Annotated in this window: 15 protein-coding genes; 4 read left to right on the forward strand and 11 right to left on the reverse strand. The window is 70.3% G+C overall.

The window, feature by feature from the left end; translation table 11 throughout:
• Positions 1 to 27 precede the first annotated feature (27 nt).
• Together FV227_RS10975 and FV227_RS10980 are read left to right on the forward strand one after the other, a co-directional pair.
• Positions 28 to 414 carry a DUF2780 domain-containing protein gene (locus FV227_RS10975; RefSeq protein ID WP_147726661.1) on the forward strand — a complete coding sequence of 129 codons (387 nt, stop codon included), beginning with the start codon at positions 28 to 30 and terminating at the stop codon, positions 412 to 414.
• Between the two features lie 151 nt (positions 415 to 565).
• The gene (locus FV227_RS10980; protein WP_147726659.1) at positions 566 to 1,591 is read left to right on the forward strand and encodes a GNAT family N-acyltransferase; all 1,026 of its coding nucleotides are present in this window, start codon (positions 566 to 568) and stop codon (positions 1,589 to 1,591) included.
• A 63-nt stretch (positions 1,592 to 1,654) separates the two neighbouring features.
• Here the strand turns inward: FV227_RS10980 and FV227_RS10985 are convergent, their stop codons facing one another.
• Positions 1,655 to 2,827, reverse strand: a complete 1,173-nt coding sequence (locus tag FV227_RS10985) for a zinc-dependent alcohol dehydrogenase (RefSeq protein WP_147726657.1) — start codon at positions 2,825 to 2,827, stop codon at positions 1,655 to 1,657.
• Positions 2,828 to 3,029: 202 nt separating this feature from the next.
• Here FV227_RS10985 and FV227_RS10990 point away from each other — a divergent pair, with 202 nt between their 5' ends.
• Positions 3,030 to 3,653: a glutathione S-transferase family protein gene (locus FV227_RS10990; protein ID WP_147726655.1), complete on the forward strand. Its 624-nt coding sequence runs from the start codon at positions 3,030 to 3,032 to the stop codon at positions 3,651 to 3,653.
• 147 nt (positions 3,654 to 3,800) lie between these two features.
• On the opposite strand, the gene FV227_RS10995 is transcribed toward FV227_RS10990, so the two are convergent.
• Positions 3,801 to 4,697, reverse strand: a complete 897-nt coding sequence (locus FV227_RS10995) for a tetratricopeptide repeat protein (protein ID WP_147842963.1) — start codon at positions 4,695 to 4,697, stop codon at positions 3,801 to 3,803.
• Positions 4,684 to 6,414 carry a dihydroxy-acid dehydratase gene (ilvD, locus tag FV227_RS11000; RefSeq protein WP_147726211.1) on the reverse strand — a complete coding sequence of 577 codons (1,731 nt, stop codon included), beginning with the start codon at positions 6,412 to 6,414 and terminating at the stop codon, positions 4,684 to 4,686. Before ilvD ends, FV227_RS10995 begins: the two co-directional genes overlap by 14 nt.
• Positions 6,415 to 7,013: 599 nt before the next feature.
• On the opposite strand from ilvD, the gene FV227_RS11005 reads away from it, so the two are divergent.
• A complete protein-coding gene (locus FV227_RS11005) occupies positions 7,014 to 7,541 on the forward strand; it encodes a hypothetical protein (protein WP_147726212.1) in 528 nt (175 codons plus the stop codon).
• Between the two features lie 10 nt (positions 7,542 to 7,551).
• Here the strand turns inward: FV227_RS11005 and eutC are convergent, their stop codons facing one another.
• The 8 genes from eutC to poxB form a co-directional block, all read right to left on the reverse strand.
• Positions 7,552 to 8,328: an ethanolamine ammonia-lyase subunit EutC gene (eutC, locus tag FV227_RS11010; protein WP_147726213.1), complete on the reverse strand. Its 777-nt coding sequence runs from the start codon at positions 8,326 to 8,328 to the stop codon at positions 7,552 to 7,554.
• Positions 8,325 to 9,707, reverse strand: coding sequence for an ethanolamine ammonia-lyase subunit EutB (locus FV227_RS11015; protein ID WP_147858919.1), 1,383 nt, complete (start codon positions 9,705 to 9,707; stop codon positions 8,325 to 8,327). Before FV227_RS11015 ends, eutC begins: the two co-directional genes overlap by 4 nt.
• A gap of 81 nt (positions 9,708 to 9,788) precedes the next feature.
• Positions 9,789 to 10,649 (reverse strand): transglutaminase family protein, encoded by an 861-nt coding sequence (locus tag FV227_RS11020; protein WP_147726215.1) that lies wholly within the window; start codon positions 10,647 to 10,649, stop codon positions 9,789 to 9,791.
• Positions 10,650 to 10,734: 85 nt separating this feature from the next.
• Complete coding sequence (locus tag FV227_RS11025; protein ID WP_187274757.1) at positions 10,735 to 11,349, reverse strand: LUD domain-containing protein; 615 nt, start codon at positions 11,347 to 11,349, stop codon at positions 10,735 to 10,737.
• Entirely contained in the window at positions 11,346 to 12,929 is a 1,584-nt protein-coding gene (locus tag FV227_RS11030) for a lactate utilization protein B (RefSeq protein ID WP_147726216.1), read from the reverse strand. Before FV227_RS11030 ends, FV227_RS11025 begins: the two co-directional genes overlap by 4 nt.
• Positions 12,926 to 13,669, reverse strand: a complete 744-nt coding sequence (locus FV227_RS11035) for a (Fe-S)-binding protein (protein WP_147726217.1) — start codon at positions 13,667 to 13,669, stop codon at positions 12,926 to 12,928. Before FV227_RS11035 ends, FV227_RS11030 begins: the two co-directional genes overlap by 4 nt.
• A gap of 62 nt (positions 13,670 to 13,731) precedes the next feature.
• Positions 13,732 to 14,751 (reverse strand): NADP-dependent oxidoreductase, encoded by a 1,020-nt coding sequence (locus FV227_RS11040; RefSeq protein WP_147726218.1) that lies wholly within the window; start codon positions 14,749 to 14,751, stop codon positions 13,732 to 13,734.
• Positions 14,752 to 14,823: 72 nt separating this feature from the next.
• On the reverse strand, positions 14,824 to 16,557 hold the full coding sequence (poxB, locus tag FV227_RS11045; RefSeq protein WP_147842985.1) for a ubiquinone-dependent pyruvate dehydrogenase: 1,734 nt from the start codon (positions 16,555 to 16,557) through the stop codon (positions 14,824 to 14,826).
• Between the last annotated feature and the right edge of the window lie 80 nt (positions 16,558 to 16,637).

Below are 16,637 nucleotides of genomic sequence, written 5' to 3' on the forward strand. Positions count from 1 at the left end.
GAGGAAACACCTCGGGAGCTGCCGATCATGGAAGAACTCATCGCCCGCGTGACCAACCGCACCGGGCTCGATGCCGCGACGGCGCAGACCGCGATCGGGCACATCCTGGCGTTCCTCCAGAAGGAGGGCCCCGCCACGGAGGTGAGCCAGCTGATGGCGGCGATGCCGGGCGCCGAATCCCTGGTCGCGACCTCGAACGCCGACGAGGGCGGCGGCGGCCTCATGGGCATGCTCGGCGGCATGATGGGCGGCGGCGTGATGGCGCTCGGCCAGAAGTTGATGGCGGCCGGCGTGCCGATGGGCCAGATGCAGCCGCTCGGCCAGGAGCTGTTCGCCTACGGCCGCGAGAAGGCCGGCGAGGACGTGATGGGGCCGATCGTCGGCTCCGTCCCCGGCCTCAGCCAGTTCGTCTGAGACCGGACGGCCTTCGGGCTCGCGGGACGCTCACGGGCGCCGGCGCGGGCCTGTCATAAAAGCGTGCGGCCTTCGTGATTGTGTCCGGTTCCAGGGCCTGGAGCCGGCCGCCCCGCGGGGGCGCGCTCCCGACCCGGAATGGGCGTCGACCATGGTCGCGAAGTTTACGCGTGGGGCCTCCGCCGCTTGGGACGCGATCCGGGCCAACGGCTGGGACAGCGTCGAGTCCCCCATCGCGAAGCTGAAGCGCAAGTCGGCCGACGGCACCCTGCCCGGCTTCGGTGGCCGCAGCCTGACCCCGCCCGGCGCCACGCCGATCCGCTTCAAGGCCAAGGGTGCGGGCAAGCCCCTCCCCGAGCTGGGCCCGAGCCTCGGCCGCATCGGCAGCCTCGAGGTGTGCCTCGCCACCCGCAAGTCCGAGATCCGCCGGGCGCAGCGGCTGCGCTACCAGGTGTTCTACGAGGAGATGTCGGCGATCCCCAGCGGCATGGCGATGCTGTCGCGGCGCGACGTCGACGCCTACGATGCGGTCTGCGACCACCTCCTGGTGATCGATCACGCCGCGACCGACGCGAAGCCGTTCCGCAAGGCGCGGCCCAAGGTGGTCGGCACCTATCGCCTGCTCCGCGGCGAGGCTGCCGAGCGCCATTTCGGCTTCTACTCGGCCTCCGAGTTCGACATCGCGCCGCTGCTCGCGGCTCATCCCGGCAAGCGCCTGCTCGAGCTCGGCCGCTCCTGCGTGCTGAAGCCCTATCGCACCAAGCGCACGGTCGAGCTGCTCTGGGCCGGCATCTACGCCTACGTGCTGCACCACCGCATCGACGCGCTGATCGGCTGCGCCAGCCTCGACGGCACCGATCCCGCCCGCCTCGCGCTGCCCCTGAGCTTCCTGCACCACCATGCCCGTGCGCCCGACGGCTGGCGGGCCCGGGCGCTTCCCGAGCGCTACGTGCCGATGGACCGGCTCGACCGCGAGGCGATTGACCCGAAGGCCGCCCTGCAGGCGCTGCCGCCGCTGATCAAGGGCTATCTCCGCGTCGGCGCCACCTTCGGCGACGGGGCGGTGATCGACCGCCAGTTCGGCACCACCGACGTCTTCGTCGTGCTGCCGGTGACGGCGATCGGCACGCGCTACCTCGGCCACTTCGCGCCGACGGCGAACGCGCGGGCGGCGTGAGCCCCCGCGGCGAGCGACGCCGGCGACGGTCCGTTCCGGACCGCGCCAGCATCGCCCCGTCGGTCAGTTCGGGTGGAACACGACCTTCACGCAACCGTCCTTCTTGTCCCGGAACGTCTTGTAGAGGTCCGGCCCGTCGGCGAGGTTGGTGGAGCGGTGGGTGATCATCGACGTCATGTCGATCTTCCCCTCCTGGATCAGCTTGGTCAGCGTCTCCAGGTAGCGCTTCACGTGGGTCTGCCCGCTCTTCATGGTCAGGCCCTTCTGGACGATCATGCCCATGTTGACCGGGATCGGGCCGCCGTAGACGCCGGGCACCGAGACGATGCCGCAGGGGCGCACCGCCTTGATCGCCTCCATCAGGGCGTAGGGCCGCTCGGTCGAGGTCAGCTTCTCCTGGATCTTGTTGACGAGGCTGGCGACGCCATGGCCGGCGCTGGCCTCCATGCCGACGCAGTCGATGACGCCGTCGGCGCCCTCGCCCTTGCTGATCTCCTTGATCCGCTCGAACACGTCTTCCTTCGCGTAGTCGATGATGTCGGTCGCGCCGTAGGTGCGGGCGAGCGCCAAGCGCTCGGGCACCGTGTCGATCGCGATGATGCGCTCGGCGCCCATGATCTTGGCGGACTGGATCGCGAACAGGCCGACCGGGCCCGCGCCCCAGACCGCGATGACCTCGCCGCCCTTGATCTCGCAATGCTCGGCGCCCTGCCATCCGGTCGGCAGGATGTCGGTGAGGAACAGCAGCGACTCGTCGTCGACGCCCTCGGGCGCCAGCATCGGCGCGACGTCGGCCATCGGCACGCGCACGTACTCGGCCTGCCCGCCGCCGTAGCCGCCGGTGAGGTGCGAGTAGCCGAACAGGCCGGCGGTGGTGTAGCCGAACTGGGCGGCGGCCATGGCGGCGTTGCGGTTCGAGCGCTGGCAGACGGAGTAGTTCCCGAGCCGGCACTGGCGGCATTCGCCGCAATTGATGTTGAACGGCACGACCACGCGGTCGCCCTTCCTGAACTTGGTGAAGCCCTGCCCGACCTCGACGACCTCGCCCATGAACTCGTGGCCGAGCACGTCGCCCGCCTCCATGGTCGGCATCTGGCCGTCCATCAGGTGGAGGTCCGAGCCGCAGATGGCGCAGGACGTCACCTTGATGACGATGTCGCGCGCATCCTCGATCCGCGGATCGGGGACCGTGTCGCAGCGGATGTCGCCCTTGCCGTGCCAGCACAGCGCTTTCATGGAAATCCTCTCGTGACGGCGGAATCGCGGCCCACGGAGGTGCGGGCTCGTGCGGGTAAGTGCCCGATCGTACGGCCAAGTTCCGATGGCCCGTCGAATGGCCGCAGCGGTCCGACCGCATCCGGGGGGGCCGGTCGCGGCCGTGCCGACGGGATCCGTGCTACGAGACGCCCTCCGCAAACCCGATGGGTCCAGAACCAGCATGATCGTCTACGGCACCGGCTATTCGCCCTACGTCCGCAAGATCCTCGTGGCGCTCGCTGAGAAGGGCGTGCCCTACGAGCACGTGCCCTGCATGTTCCACGCGCCCGATGCGGCGTTCCAGGCGGCGAGCCCGCTCGGCAAGATCCCGGCGATCGACGACGACGGCTTCAAGCTTGCCGATTCCTCCGCGATCCTGTGGTACCTCGAGCGCAAGCACCCGGACCCGGCGCTGATGCCGGCCGACGCGAAGGCGCTCGGCCGCGCGGTCTGGTACGACAAGTTCGGCGACACGGAGCTGTTCGGCCCGCTGGTCGTGGCGTTCCGCGAGCGGGTGCTGAAGCCCAACATGATGGGCAAGCCCTGCGACGACGCCGCGGTCGCCAAGTCGCTCGACACCGACCTGCCGCCGCTGTTCGACCACCTCGAGGGTCGGATCGACGGCGCGTTCCTGGTCGGCGACGCCTTCTCGATCGCCGACATCGCGATCGCGACCGGCTTCTACAACTTCCACCTCGCGGACGCGAAGATCGACGCCGCCCGCTGGCCGAAGCTCGCGGCCTACGTCGACGGCATCCTGGCGCGCCCGTCCTTCGTCACGGCCATGGCCGCGCGCAAGGGCTGAGCGCCGTCCGATAGACCGCGTTTCTGATGGACTCGGTTCAGCGCGTCTCCCTCCCCCCTCGGCGGGGGAGGGAGGAACCCGTGCCGGGTTCGATTCGCGTCGCAGGATATGACGTCGCGCCGGCCGGGCCGTCGTGCCCGCCCGGGTTCAGCGGCGGCGCTTGATCGAGCCCACCGTCTGCACCTGGGCCTGCGCCTCGGCGCGGTCCTCGTCGCTGGCCGCCGCCCAGTTCTTCTCGTAGAGCGCGACGATCCACGCGTCCTTGCGCCCCTCGACGCCCTCGCGGGCCAGCGAGAGCCACATCAGGCCGCGGGCGCGCTGCACCGGCACGCCGCCCATGCCGTTCATCAGCATGTCGCCCAAGAGCGCCTGGGCCGGGTGGTGGCCCTTCTCGGCGGCGAGGTTGAACCAGCGCGCGGCCTGACGCGCGTCGGCCTCGACGCCGGTGCCGTCGAGGTAGAGGCGGGCAAGGTTGTACTGCGCGTTCGGGTCGCCGAAATACGACGCCGCGTAGTTGAACATGTCGTAGGCCCGCTCGGGGTTCGGGCGCACGTAGGTGCCCTTGATCCCGTCGAGGAAGTAGCTGCCGAGCGCGGTGAAGGCGCTCGCCGTCACCGCCGAGGTCTGCGCGTCGGGCCCGTCGTCGGTGCCGGAATCGGCGATCCGCGAAAAGAACTCGAACGCCTTCAGGTCGTCGTGCGGGACGCCGTCGCCCTCGGCATACATCCGGCCGAGCTTCCACAGGGCGAGCGCGTGGCCCTGATCGGCGGCGTATTCGAGCGCGCGAGCCGCGCCCTCCTTGTCGCCGGCATTGTACTCGCGCACGCCGGCCCGCAGCGCGTCCTTGGCGCTGCGGTAGCTCTTCTCCGGCACGGGCGTGCGGACGCTGGCGTCGAGCGCCTCCGTCGCCGGCGTGCCGGCGAGCAGGGTCGCGACCGCCGTCGCGGCGAGCGCGAGGCCGCGCAGGTGCACGTTCAGCCCGCCGCGGGACCGACGGGGATCGGCCCGGTCCGGCCGGTCGCGGTCGGTCCTAGACGTCCGCATAGCTCTGGATCTCCTCGGCGCCGCCCGGATGGGTCACGGCGCCGTTCACGGCGGGTCCGACGGTCTGCGCGTACTTCCAGAGGTAGCCGGAGGTCGCGGAATTGGTCCGCGGCGTCCACGCCTTGCGGCGCGCGTCGAGCTCGGCGTCGGAGAGCGCCACGTCGAGGGTGCCCTTAATCGCGTCGAGCGTGATCATGTCGCCGTCGCGCAGCAGGCCGATCGGCCCGCCCACCGCCGCCTCGGGCCCGACATGGCCGACGCAGAAGCCGCGGGTGGCGCCGGAGAAGCGCCCGTCGGTGATGAGGGCGACCTTGTCGCCCATGCCCTGGCCGTAGAGCGCGGCGGTGGTGGACAGCATCTCGCGCATGCCGGGGCCGCCCTTCGGGCCCTCGTAGCGGATCACCAGGACCTCGCCCTCCTTGTAGGTGCGCTTCTGGACGGCCTCGAAGCAGGCCTCCTCGCCGTCGAACACCCGCGCCGGGCCGGTGAAGACCTGCTTGTCCAGCGGCATGCCGGCGACCTTCACGATCGCGCCCTCGGTGGCGAGGTTGCCCTTGAGGCCGACGACGCCGCCGGTCGGGGTGATCGGGCTGCCGGCCGAGCGGACCACGTCCTGGTCCGGGTTCCAGCGGACGTGCTCCATGTTCTCGGCGATGGTGCGGCCGGTCACCGTCATGCAGTCGCCGTGGATGAAGCCGTGGTCGAGCAGGGTCTTGATCAGGAGCGGGATGCCGCCGACCTCGAACATGTCCTTGGCGACGTAGCGGCCGCCCGGCTTCAGGTCGGCGACGTAGGGCGTGCGCCGGAAGATCTCGGCGACGTCGAACAGGTCGAACTTGATCCCGCACTCGTGCGCGATCGCCGGCAGGTGGAGCGCGGCGTTGGTCGAGCCGCCCGAGGCCGCCACCGCGGCGGCGGCGTTCTCCAGGGACTTGCGGGTGACGATGTCGCGCGGGCGGATGTTCTTGGCCAGCAGCTCCATCACCTTCTCGCCGGCGGTGGCGCAGAACTGGTCGCGGATCTCGTAAGGCGCCGGCGCGCCGGCCGAGTAGGGCAGCGCAAGGCCGATCGCCTCGGAAACGGTGGCCATGGTGTTGGCGGTGAACTGCGCGCCGCAGGCGCCGGCCGAGGGGCAGGCGACCTGCTCGAGCTCGTCGAGGTCGTCGAGGCTCATGTCGCCGACGGCGACCTTGCCGACCGCCTCGAACAGGTCCTGCACGGTGACCGGGCGGCCGCGGAACGAGCCCGGCAGGATCGAGCCGCCGTAGATGAAGATCGACGGCACGTTGAGACGCACCATCGCCATCATCATGCCCGGCAGCGACTTGTCGCAGCCGGCGAGGCCGACCAGGGCGTCGTAGGCGTGGCCGCGCATGGTCAGCTCGACGGAATCGGCGATGACCTCGCGCGACGGCAGCGAGGCGCGCATGCCGGCGTGCCCCATGGCGATGCCGTCGGTGACGGTGATGGTGCAGAACTCGCGCGGGGTGCCGTGGGCGGCCGCGACGCCCTTCTTCACCGCCTGCGCCTGGCGCATCAGCGAGATGTTGCACGGAGCGGCCTCGTTCCAGCACGACGCCACGCCGACGAGCGGCTGGTGGATCTGCTGCTTGGTCAGGCCCATCGCATAGAGATACGAGCGGTGCGGCGCGCGGTCGGCCCCCTCCGTGACGTGGCGGCTCGGCAGCTTCGACTTGTCGTTCGTAGGCGCGTCCATGACCTGTCCCGCACCCCCGGGTCCGCTACGCATCGGCCGATCCCCGGCAGGGTGCGAACGACCGTCCCGCAGCGTCGACCGACGTTGCGCGAGGAGGCTCGACCACGCTCTTGGAATCGCTCGCAACCGAGCGGTAACCGGTTGGGGGAAAAGCCGTTTACCGCGGATGCTGAGGTGGTCCCGGTTTATGGCGGGATCGCGGCGGTTGAAGGCAGGTCTCGGGGCAAACCCGGGATGCTTTCGCGGTGTTGCGACCCCGCCACAGCCGCGTTTGGCTTGCTCGGCGCCCAGATATTCAGACGTGCGGGCCGGTGATCGTTCTGGACACGTGAGCGGTCGGCACTGCGTATGCTCGCATTGACGACGCATCTGTGCGAGCCATGGCCGAAGACGAAAGACGACCCTTGCGCGGAGGGCGGATGTTCACCCGCGATCCCTGGTTCGGCTTGCGAAGCCGACCACGGTTCGACGAGTTTCGACGATGGTGGCACCGCGAAAAAGCGAGGGCTGGGCTCGGCGATTTGACGACGCGGCGGGAGGCGGAGGATACTTACGCGGACTGGGCCAGTTCACATCCGCCGAAGGAGCGGTCGTAACGCATGGTCTCAAACACGCTCGTTCTGCCCCGGCAGTCTTCCGTCGCGGATGCCGCAGGCTCCGGTGATGAGGAAGCCTTGGTAGCCACGCTCGAAGACCTGAAGGGCCACGCGCCCTCCCCCGACGCCTTGAGGGACGTGGCGGAGATCCTGCAGTCCACACGATCCCGCCGCGTGCGGAATACGGCTGCGTTGGCGCTGGCGGACTGCGGTCTTGCGGAGATGTCCGAGCCCATCGTCACGACCTTGCGGGACGAACGGGTCGCCGGAGAAGCGGGAACGCTTCTGTTCGCTCTCAGCGAGCTGGGCGGCACCCTGCCGCTTGACTTGGCCGCTCGGCTGATCGCGAAGGGATCGTACGAAGCGCGTGCCGAAACGCTGATCTTCTTCGAGCTTGGCCGCGTCGATCGCGCCGACGAGGAAACGTACCGATCGGCGAAAGCCGCGTTGGCGGCCTTATTGACCTCCGAGAACGCTGAAGTCGCAGAAGCGGCGGATCTTGCCCTTTGCCTGCTGGATGCAACCGCCTGACGGGTATCGCTTACACGTCGATCATGTTCGCTTCTTGAGCCGCGGCGAGCGCGGCGTCGCTCTCGTCCTTCAGGGACACGCCGGTCAGCCCGCGGGCGAAGGCCTGGGTCAGGAGCCAGTCGAGCTTGAACGCGGCGAGCGGGTGCGAGAGCCCGGCGGGGCGGACGTTCGAGATGCAGTTGCGCTCGGCGTCCGAGCGGCCGGGGCGCGGCGCGAAGGTGAGGTAGATCCCGAGGCTGTCGGGCGAGGACAGGCCGGGACGCTCGCCGATCAGCACAGCCACCGCGCGGGCCTTGAGGGCGCTGCCGACGGCGTCGCTGAGCGCGACGCGGGCCTGCGTTGCGACGACCACCGGCGCGAGCCGCCAGCCGGCCCGGTCGGCATGCGGCTTGAAGGCCGCAAGGAAACCGGCCGCGCCCTCGTGCACGGCACGGGCCGACAACCCGTCGGCGACGACGATCGCGAGATCGATTGGATCGCCGGCGGCCTGCTCGAGGGCCTGGCGGCCCTCCTCCGCCAAGGCGCGCCCGAGGTCGGGCCGGCGCAGGTAGGTCGCGCGGTCGGCCGCCCGCGAGGCGACCCGGAGCGTCGCGAAACCCAACGCCGCGATCGCCCGTGCGATCGCATCGGCATCCATCGGCGCGTGCACGGCGTCGCGGGCCTGGGCGTGGGCGAGGCCGAAGCGCAAGACCTCGCGGGTCGGCAAGCCGCTCCCGGCCCGCCCGAGGCCGATCCGGGCGGGCGTCAGCCCGGCGAGCCGCGCCCAGACCTTTGCGTCCTCGCTCATGCGGCGAGCCCCGAGGCGTCGGCGAGCAGCGGCGATCCCGGCTCGGCGGGCAGCAGCGTGCCATGATCGTCCGTCATCCCGAGGGCGTGCAGCCACGCCTCGAACTCGGGGGCGCGCTTGAGGCCCAGAACCTCGCGGACGTAGAGGGAGTCGTGGAACGAGGTGGATTGGTAGTTCAGCATCACGTCGTCGGCGCCGGGCACGCCCATCACGTAGGTGCAGCCGGCCGCCCCCAGCAGCGTCAGCAGCACGTCCATGTCGTTCTGGTCGGCCTCGGCGTGGTTGGTGTAGCAGACGTCCACGCCGAGCGGGACGCCCATCAGCTTGCCGCAGAAGTGGTCCTCGAGCCCGGCGCGGATGATCTCCTTGCCGTCGTAGAGGTATTCCGGCCCGATGAAGCCGACGACGGTGTTGACGAGAAGCGGCCGGAACGGGCGCGCCACCGCGTAGGCCCGCGCCTCCAGCGTCTGCTGGTCGATGCCGTGATGGGCGTTCGCGGACAGCGCCGAGCCCTGCCCGGTCTCGAAGTACATGCCGTTGTCGCCGACCGTCCCGCGCTTCAGCGCCAGCATCGCCTCGTGCGCCTCCTTCAGGATCGCCAGCGTGACGCCGAACCCGGCATTGGCGCCCTGCGTGCCGGCGATCGACTGGAACACGAGGTCGACCGGCAGCCCACGGTTCATCGCCTCGAGGGTGGTGGTGACGTGGGTCAGCACGCAGCCCTGCGTCGGGATCGCATGGCGCTGGATGATCGCGTCGAGGAGGTGGAGGAGCTTGCCCAGCGCGGCCACCGAGTCCGAGGCCGGGTTGATGCCGATCACCGCGTCGCCGCAGCCGTAGGACAACCCGTCGAGGATCGCCGCCGTGATCCCGGCGGGATCGTCGGTCGGGTGGTTCGGTTGCAGCCGCACGGCCATCGTGCCGGGCAGGCCGATGGTGTTGCGGAACCGGGTCACCACCCGGCACTTCCGGGCGATCAGGATCAGGTCCTGATTGCGCGAGATCTTCGAGACCGCCGCCGCCATCTCCGGCGTGATCCCGGGCGCGATCCGCGCAAGCGTCTCGCTGGTCGCGACAAGCAGGAATTCGCGAAAGTCGCCGACGGTGAGGTGCGCGATCTCGGCGAACGCCGCCGCATCGTGGCCGTCGAGGATCAGCCGGGTGACATCGTCGTCCTCGTAGGCGATCAGGGGCTTGGCCAGGATCTCGCGCAGCGGCACGTCAGCGAGGCACCAGCGTGCGGCCGACCCCTCCTCCGCCGATTCCGCGGCGAGCCCCGCGAGCCGGTCGCCGGAGCGGACCGGCGTCGCCTTCGCCATCAGCTCGGCGAGGTCGGCGAACGCCCAGCTGCGCGGGCCGACGACGTGGCGGTAGGCCATGGGAGTCCTTTATCGAACCAGCGGCAGGCCCTCTCCGCGAGGGAAAAAGAAGCATATGCCCTCCGTGTTCGATGGCGAACCCTACGCCGCGCCCGCATGCGGCGCCGGCACCTCCGTTGAGATCGCGTCGACCGTGCGCTGGGGCGGGCTGCCGAGGCCGTCCGAGCGCGTGATGCGGATCTGCTGGTTGACCGGCTGCATGTTGCCGTAGGGCGTCGAGAACGCGATCTCGGCGGCATCCCGGCCGACGCCGATGCGCACCAGGCCGTCGAGATCGGCCTGGCGGGTCGCGTCGAACAGCCACCAGCGCCCGTCGAGATAGGCCTCGAACACCGCGTGGAAGTCGCTCGGCACTAGGCCGTGCGCGTAGCAGGACACGAAGCGGGCGGGGATGCCCAGCGCGCGGCAGAAGGCGGTGCCGATATGCGCGAAGTCGCGGCACACGCCCGCGCGCTTGAGCAGGCTCTCGTCGGCGGTGGTCTCGCCGTCGCTGGTGCCCGGCTTGTAGGTCATGTGGTCGTGGATCCAGTTGCAGATCTGGTTGACCCGTTGATGCCCCTTCGGCAGCGCGCCGAACTCGGCCTGGGCGAACGGCGTCAGCCGATCGGACGAGACGAAGCGGCTCGGCAGCAGGAACGGCAGGATGTCGAGCGGCAGCGCCGAGATCGGCGTCTCGTTGATCGTCGCCGGGTCGGCCCGGTGGACGGTGAGCTCGACCTCGGCGTTGTATTCCAGCGCGAATTGGCCCATCGGCACGTTGACGCCGAGGTAACGGTTGAGCAGATCGGGCGTCGTGTAGATGTCGCGCTTCAGGTTCCGCGTCAGCACGAGGGATTCGCTGAGAATCTCAAGGCTTCGCAGGCGCGCGACCTCCAGGTTGAAGATGAAGGTCGTGTCCGAAAGGATGTTGTAGGACAGGCTGCAGCCGAGAGTGTAGCGCATCGGGCCTCCGTAGCGTTGCCGAGGGTCTAGCCCAAGCAAGGAGCACGCCCGTTCCGAGGTTCCCCGAGCTCGACGGCGCGATCGATCAGGCGGCCCGAACGTCGCCGCGCGGCAACAGGACGACGGTCAGCGAGCGCACGCCCTGCGCCCCGTGGATCAATACGCCCTCGATGTCGGCGGTGGCGGAGGGGCCGGTGTGCAGGACGGCGTAGGCCGCCCCGGCGAAGTCCGGCCGCTTGTAGGCCGCCTGGACGTTGACGACGATGTCGGCGGGGTCGAGCAGCACCACGAGGTGCTGGGCGAGGTAGGCCACCGCGTTCACCACCAGCTCGGCCTCGGTGAACAACACCGATCCGGTCTCGGCGATGCCGAAGCGGGCGCGCACGATCGCGACGTCGACGTCGTCGACCGCCTGCGGCCGGGTGACGGCGGAAAGGTCGCGGTTGCCGGCATGTTCCGGCACGGCGGAAGCGACGACCTTCGCCGCGTCCAGGCGCTCGCGCACGTGGCCGAGCGGATCGCCGGCGGGGCCGGCCTCGACCACGCGCCCGCCCATGCGCTTCAGTGCCTCGGTGAAGGCCGCGACGTGGTCGTCGGCGACCAGCGGGGCGAAGACCGGGACCTGCGGCAGCGGGTGGTCGCCGGCCGGCCGGTTCCGGCGGATCGCGGCCAGCGTCGCCGCGCGGGTGCCGGCGCTCACGACACGTCCTTCTTCGCCGCGCCGGCCATGCGGTTCTGCTTGTACCAGGCGTGGAAGCTCTGCTTCGGGGCGTCGGGCATCTCGCGCTTCTTCCCCCAGGTGTTGAGCGGGTTGTAGACGGCGAAGCGCGGCAGCGCGCGCAGCGCCGAATCCGCCGTGCCGATCGCCGCGCGGTAGGCGGCCGGGCGGCTCAGCACGGCGCCGGCCGCCTTCATCATGCCCTGCTTCAGGAGCGGGATCTGGTGCTCCTCGGCCAGCACCTTGCGCCAGGCGAAGATCTGCTCATGGATGTTGATCTTCACCGGGCAGACGTTGGTGCAGGAGCCGTTCATCGTCGAGGAGAACGGCAGCGTCGAGTATTTCCGCTTGTTGAAGGTCGGGTCGATGATCAGGCCGATCGGCCCGGCATAGGTCGCCCCGTAGGAGAGCCCGCCCGAGCGGCGGTAGACCGGGCAGGTGTTCATGCAGGCGCCGCAGCGGATGCATTTCAGCGAGGTCCAGAACTCCTCCATGCCGAGGCGCTCGGAGCGGCCGTTGTCGACCAACACGTAGTGCATCTCGGTGCCCGGCCGCGGCCCGCGGAAATGCGAGGTGTACTGGGTGATCGGCGAGCCGAGCGCCGAGCGCGACAGCAGGCGGATGAAGACGCCGAGATCCTCGATGCGCGGAATGATCTTCTCGATGCCGATCGAGTGGATCTGCAGCGGCGGCACGTTGCCGGAGAGGTCGGCGTTGCCCTCGTTGGTGCAGGTGACGACCGTGCCGGTCTCGGCGATGGCGAAGTTGCAGCCGGTCATCCCGGCATCGGCGTTGAGGATGTAGGGGCGCGTGGTCTCGCGCTGGCTCTCGGCGAGGTAGTGTGCGTCGTCGTTGTCCGGGTCGGTGCCCAGCGTCTTCGCGAAGACCTCGGCGACGTCCATCCGGGTCTTGTGGACGGCCGGCGCCACGATGTGGCTCGGCTCCTCGTTGTCGAGCTGCTGGATGCGCTCGCCGAGATCGGTCTCGATGATCTCGATCCCGCTGGCCGCCATGTGGTGCCGGAAGCCGCACTCCTCGGTGAGCATCGACTTCGACTTCACCAGCGTCCTCGCGCCGTGGCTGCGGAGGATCTCGAGCACGATGCGGTTGTGGTCGGCCCCGTCCGCGGCCCAGTGGACGTGGACGCCGTTGGCCTTCGCCGCCGCCTCGAACTGCTCGAGATAGGTATCGAGGCGGCTCAGCGTGTGCGCCTTGATGCTCGAGGCGATCTCGCGAAGCTCCTCCCATTCGGGGATGCCGTGGGCCGAGACGTCGCGCTTCTTGCGCAGGTCCCACAGGCGCTCGTCGTGCGCCGCCTGATGCAGCGGCGCGGCGAGGAAGCGCTCGGCGGCCTCGCCCTGGTCGATCGGCCGGTTGCCGCGGATCTTGGCCCCGCGCGGCTGCGGCTCGCGCGTCTTCGGCGCGGCGATCGGCTTCGAGGCCGCCTCGGCGTGCTGGAGGCGGCCGCCGTCCTGGTGGCGCTCGCTCTCGTCGACGGGCGCGCGGACCTCGGGATGGATCATGCCGCCGGTCTCGCGGGGCGTGAGATCTTCGATGCTCATGCGGCGGCTCCGTTGAGGACCTGCGCGATGTGGATGTACTTCAGCGGCACGCCGAGGCGCTCGGCGCAGCCCTTCTGATGCATCATGCACGAGGAATCGGCCGAGACGACGTAGGCCGCCCCGGCGCGCGCCTGATCGGTCACCTTGTCGTAGCCCATCTTGGCGGAGACCGCCGGCTCGAACACCGAGAAGGTGCCGCCGAAGCCGCAGCACTCGTCGGGCCGCGTCAGCGACACGATCTCGATGCCCTTCACCTTGGAGAGCAGGTCGAGCGGCTTCGAGTAGGGCGGCGCGACGATCTCGGAGGGCCGGGCGTGGTGGATGCCGCGCAGGGCATTGCAGTTCGAGTGGTAGGCGACCTTGTGCGGGAACGACGCCCAGGGGAACTCCTCGATCTTCAGCACGTCGTGCAGGAACTCGACCAGCTCGAAGGTCTTGCGCCGCACGCCGACCACCTCCTCCGTCTGCGGGATCGCGGTGAGGTGCTCGCGGACCTGGTGCACGCAGCTGCCCGAGGGCGCGACGACGTAATCGAACGGGGCGAAGTTCTTGACGAACAGGGCTTCCGTGGCGGCGGCCTCCGCGTGGCAGCCGGTGTTGGTCATCGGCTGGCCGCAGCAGGTCTGGTCGAACGGGTACGCCACGTCGAGCCCGAGTCGCTCCAGCAGTTCGAGCGTGGCGATGCCGACCTCCGGCTCGAAGGCGTCGACGTAACAGGGGACGAACAGTCCGATCCGCATGTTCCTGCCATCTTCCTCGGCCGATTCCCCCGGCCGTCCGCGTCGGCCGCTCGCCGACGCCCTCAGGCGCCGACCTCGACCAGCAGCTTGCCGAAGTTGCCGCCGGTGTAGAGGCTGTCGAGGTGCTCGAGCGCCCGCTCGAGGCCCGGCCGGACGTCCTGCCGGGTCTTGATCCGGCCTTCCGCCATCCAGCCGCCGAGCGCCTGCACCGCCTCGTCCCAGCGCGCGGCGTAGTCGGTGACGATGAAGCCCTGCACCGTGAGCCGGCGCATCAGCATCTGCCGCCACGCCGCGGACGCCGCCGGCCCCGGGCGCTCCGCGGTGTCGTTGTAGGAGGCGATCAGGCCGCACAGCGGCATCCGCCCGAAAAGGCGCATCCGGGCGAACACCGCGTCTGAGACCGCCCCGCCGACCTGCTCGAAGTTGATGTCGACGCCGTCGGGCGCCAGCGCGTCGAGGCGGGCGCCGACATCCTCGCTGCGGTAGTCGATCGCCGCGTCGAACCCGAGCTCGTCGACGACGAACCGGCACTTCTCCGGGCCGCCGGCGATGCCGATCACCCGGCAGCCCTTGATCTTGCCGATCTGCCCGACGATCTGGCCGACGCCGCCGGCGGCGGCCGAGACCACCAGGGTCTCGCCGGCCTTGGGGCGGCCGATGTCGAGCAGGCCAAAATACGCCGTCGGGCCGACGAGGCCGAACACGCCGAAGCCCACCGAGAGCGGCACGCCCGGCGGCAGGGCGAGGGGCTGCAGGCCCTGGCCGTCGGTGACCATGTGGTCGGCCCAGGCGCCCATCCCGGCATAGAGCGCGCCGACCTCGACCCCGTCCTTCCGGCTCTCGACCACCCGGCCGGCGACGAGGCCCCGCATCGGCTCGCCGAGGCCGACCGGCGGCATGTACTGTTCGGCGTCGCTCATCCAGATCCGGTTCGTCGGATCGAGCGACAGGTACAGGACCTGCAGCAGGAACTGCCCGGGCTGCAGCTCGGGCAGCGCCTCCGAGCCGTAGGCGAGGTCGCCCTCGGCGATCGTGCCGACGGGGCGGCGCGCGAGGCGCCAGATGTTCCGCTGCCGGGCCATGCGCGCCCTCCCGTATGTCTCGAACGCGCCATGCGCGCGCCGCGGCGCGCCCTGGAACGATTTCAATCCGGTCTATCGAATCAGGTTGGTCTTGGCGAGGTCGAGGACCGCGTCACCGCGTCCGCTCATCACCGCGCGCAGCATGTAGAGGCTGAAGCCCTTGACCTGCTGCCCGTCGATCTTGGGCGGGATCGACAGCTCGTTGCGCGCCACCGCCACGTCGAGCAGCGACGGGCCGTCGAAGGCCAGGAACTCGCGGATCGCGCCTTCCAGTTCGCCCGGATCCTCGACGCGGATCGCGAAGATGCCGGCCGCCCGCGACATCGCGGCAAAGTCGGGGTTGTCCAGCGCGACGCCGGTCTCGAGGTAGCCCGCGGCCTTCATCTCCATCTCGACGAAGCCGAGCGAGCCGTTGTTGAACACCACCACCTTCAGCGGCAGCCGATGCTGGCGCAGCGTCAGGAAGTCGCCCATCAGCATGCTGAAGCCGCCGTCGCCGCACAGCGCGATCACCTCGCGCCGGGGCGAGGCGGCCTGGACGCCGATACCCTGCACCATGGCGTTGGCCATCGAGCCGTGCACCCAGGAGCCGATGAGGCGGCGCCGGCCGTTCATCTTGAGGTAGCGCGCCGCCCAGATCGTCGGGGTGCCGACGTCGGCGGTGAAGACCGCGTCGTCGGCGGCCGCCTCGCTTAAGAGACGGGTGAGGTGCTGCGGGTGGATCGGCTTGCGCCCGGGCTTGCCCTCCGCCAGCTCGTCGAGGCCGGCGCGCGCCTTGGCGTAGTGCTTGAGGCTGCCGTCGAGCCAGGCGCGGTCGGTCTTGACCGCAAGCTTCGGCAGCAGCGCCTGGATCGTGGCGCCGACGTCGCCGACGAGGCCGAGGTCGAGCCGGCAGCGGCGCCCGAGCTCCTCCGGGCGCAGGTCCACCTGCGCCACCTTCGCGTCGGCCGGGTAGAACTGCTTGTAGGGAAAGCCGGTGCCGAGCATCAGCAGGGTCTCGCAGCCGTGCATGGCCGCGTAGCCGGACGAGAACCCGATCAGCCCGGTCATGCCGACGTCGTAGGGGTTGTCGTACTCGACGTATTCCTTGCCGCCGAGCGCGTGGACGATCGGGCTCTTCAGGGCCTCGGCCAGCTGCAGCAGCTCGGCATGCGCGCCCGCGCAGCCTCGCCCGCAGAGCAGCGTGATCTTCTTCGCGCCGTTGAGGAGCGCGGCGAGCGCGTCCAGGTCGGCCTCGGCCGGCCGCACCACGGGCTTCGGGGGCACGAGGCCGGCCTTTGTCGCGACCGCGCGGGCCGGCGCGTCCTTGAGCGCGACGTCGCCGGGGATGACGACGACCGCGACGCCGCGCTGCCCGATCGCGGCGCGCATCGCGTTCTCCAGCACGTAGGGAAGCTGGGCGGGGTCGGAGACCTGCTCGCAGTAGTGGCTGCAGCCGCGGAACAGCTCGGTCGGGTGCGTCTCCTGGAAGTAGCCCGAGCCGATCTCGGCCGACGGGATGTGCGCCACGATCGCCAGGACGGGCGTGCGCGAGCGGTGGCAATCGTAGAGGCCGTTGATGAGGTGGACGTGGCCGGGGCCGCACGAGCCGGCGCAGACCGCGAGTTCGCCGGTGATCTGGCTCTCGGCGCCGGCCGCGAAGGCCCCGGATTCCTCGTGGCGGACGTGGATCCACGCGATCACGCCGCGGGCCCGGATCGCTTCGGTGATCGCGTTCAGGCTGTCGCCGACGACCCCGTAGATGCGCCGGACGCCGGCTTCCTGCAGGGTCTCGACGACGTGGTCGGCGACGGTGGTGATCCGCATCGGTTCGGCTCCGGTTTTCGGAGGGCGAACCTTTTGCGGTGCAGCGCGGTTCCGGCTCGTGGATCGGGGCCGGTGACGGC

Source organism: Methylobacterium sp. WL119 (assembly GCF_008039875.1).
Taxonomy (GTDB): Bacteria; Pseudomonadota; Alphaproteobacteria; order Rhizobiales; family Beijerinckiaceae; genus Methylobacterium.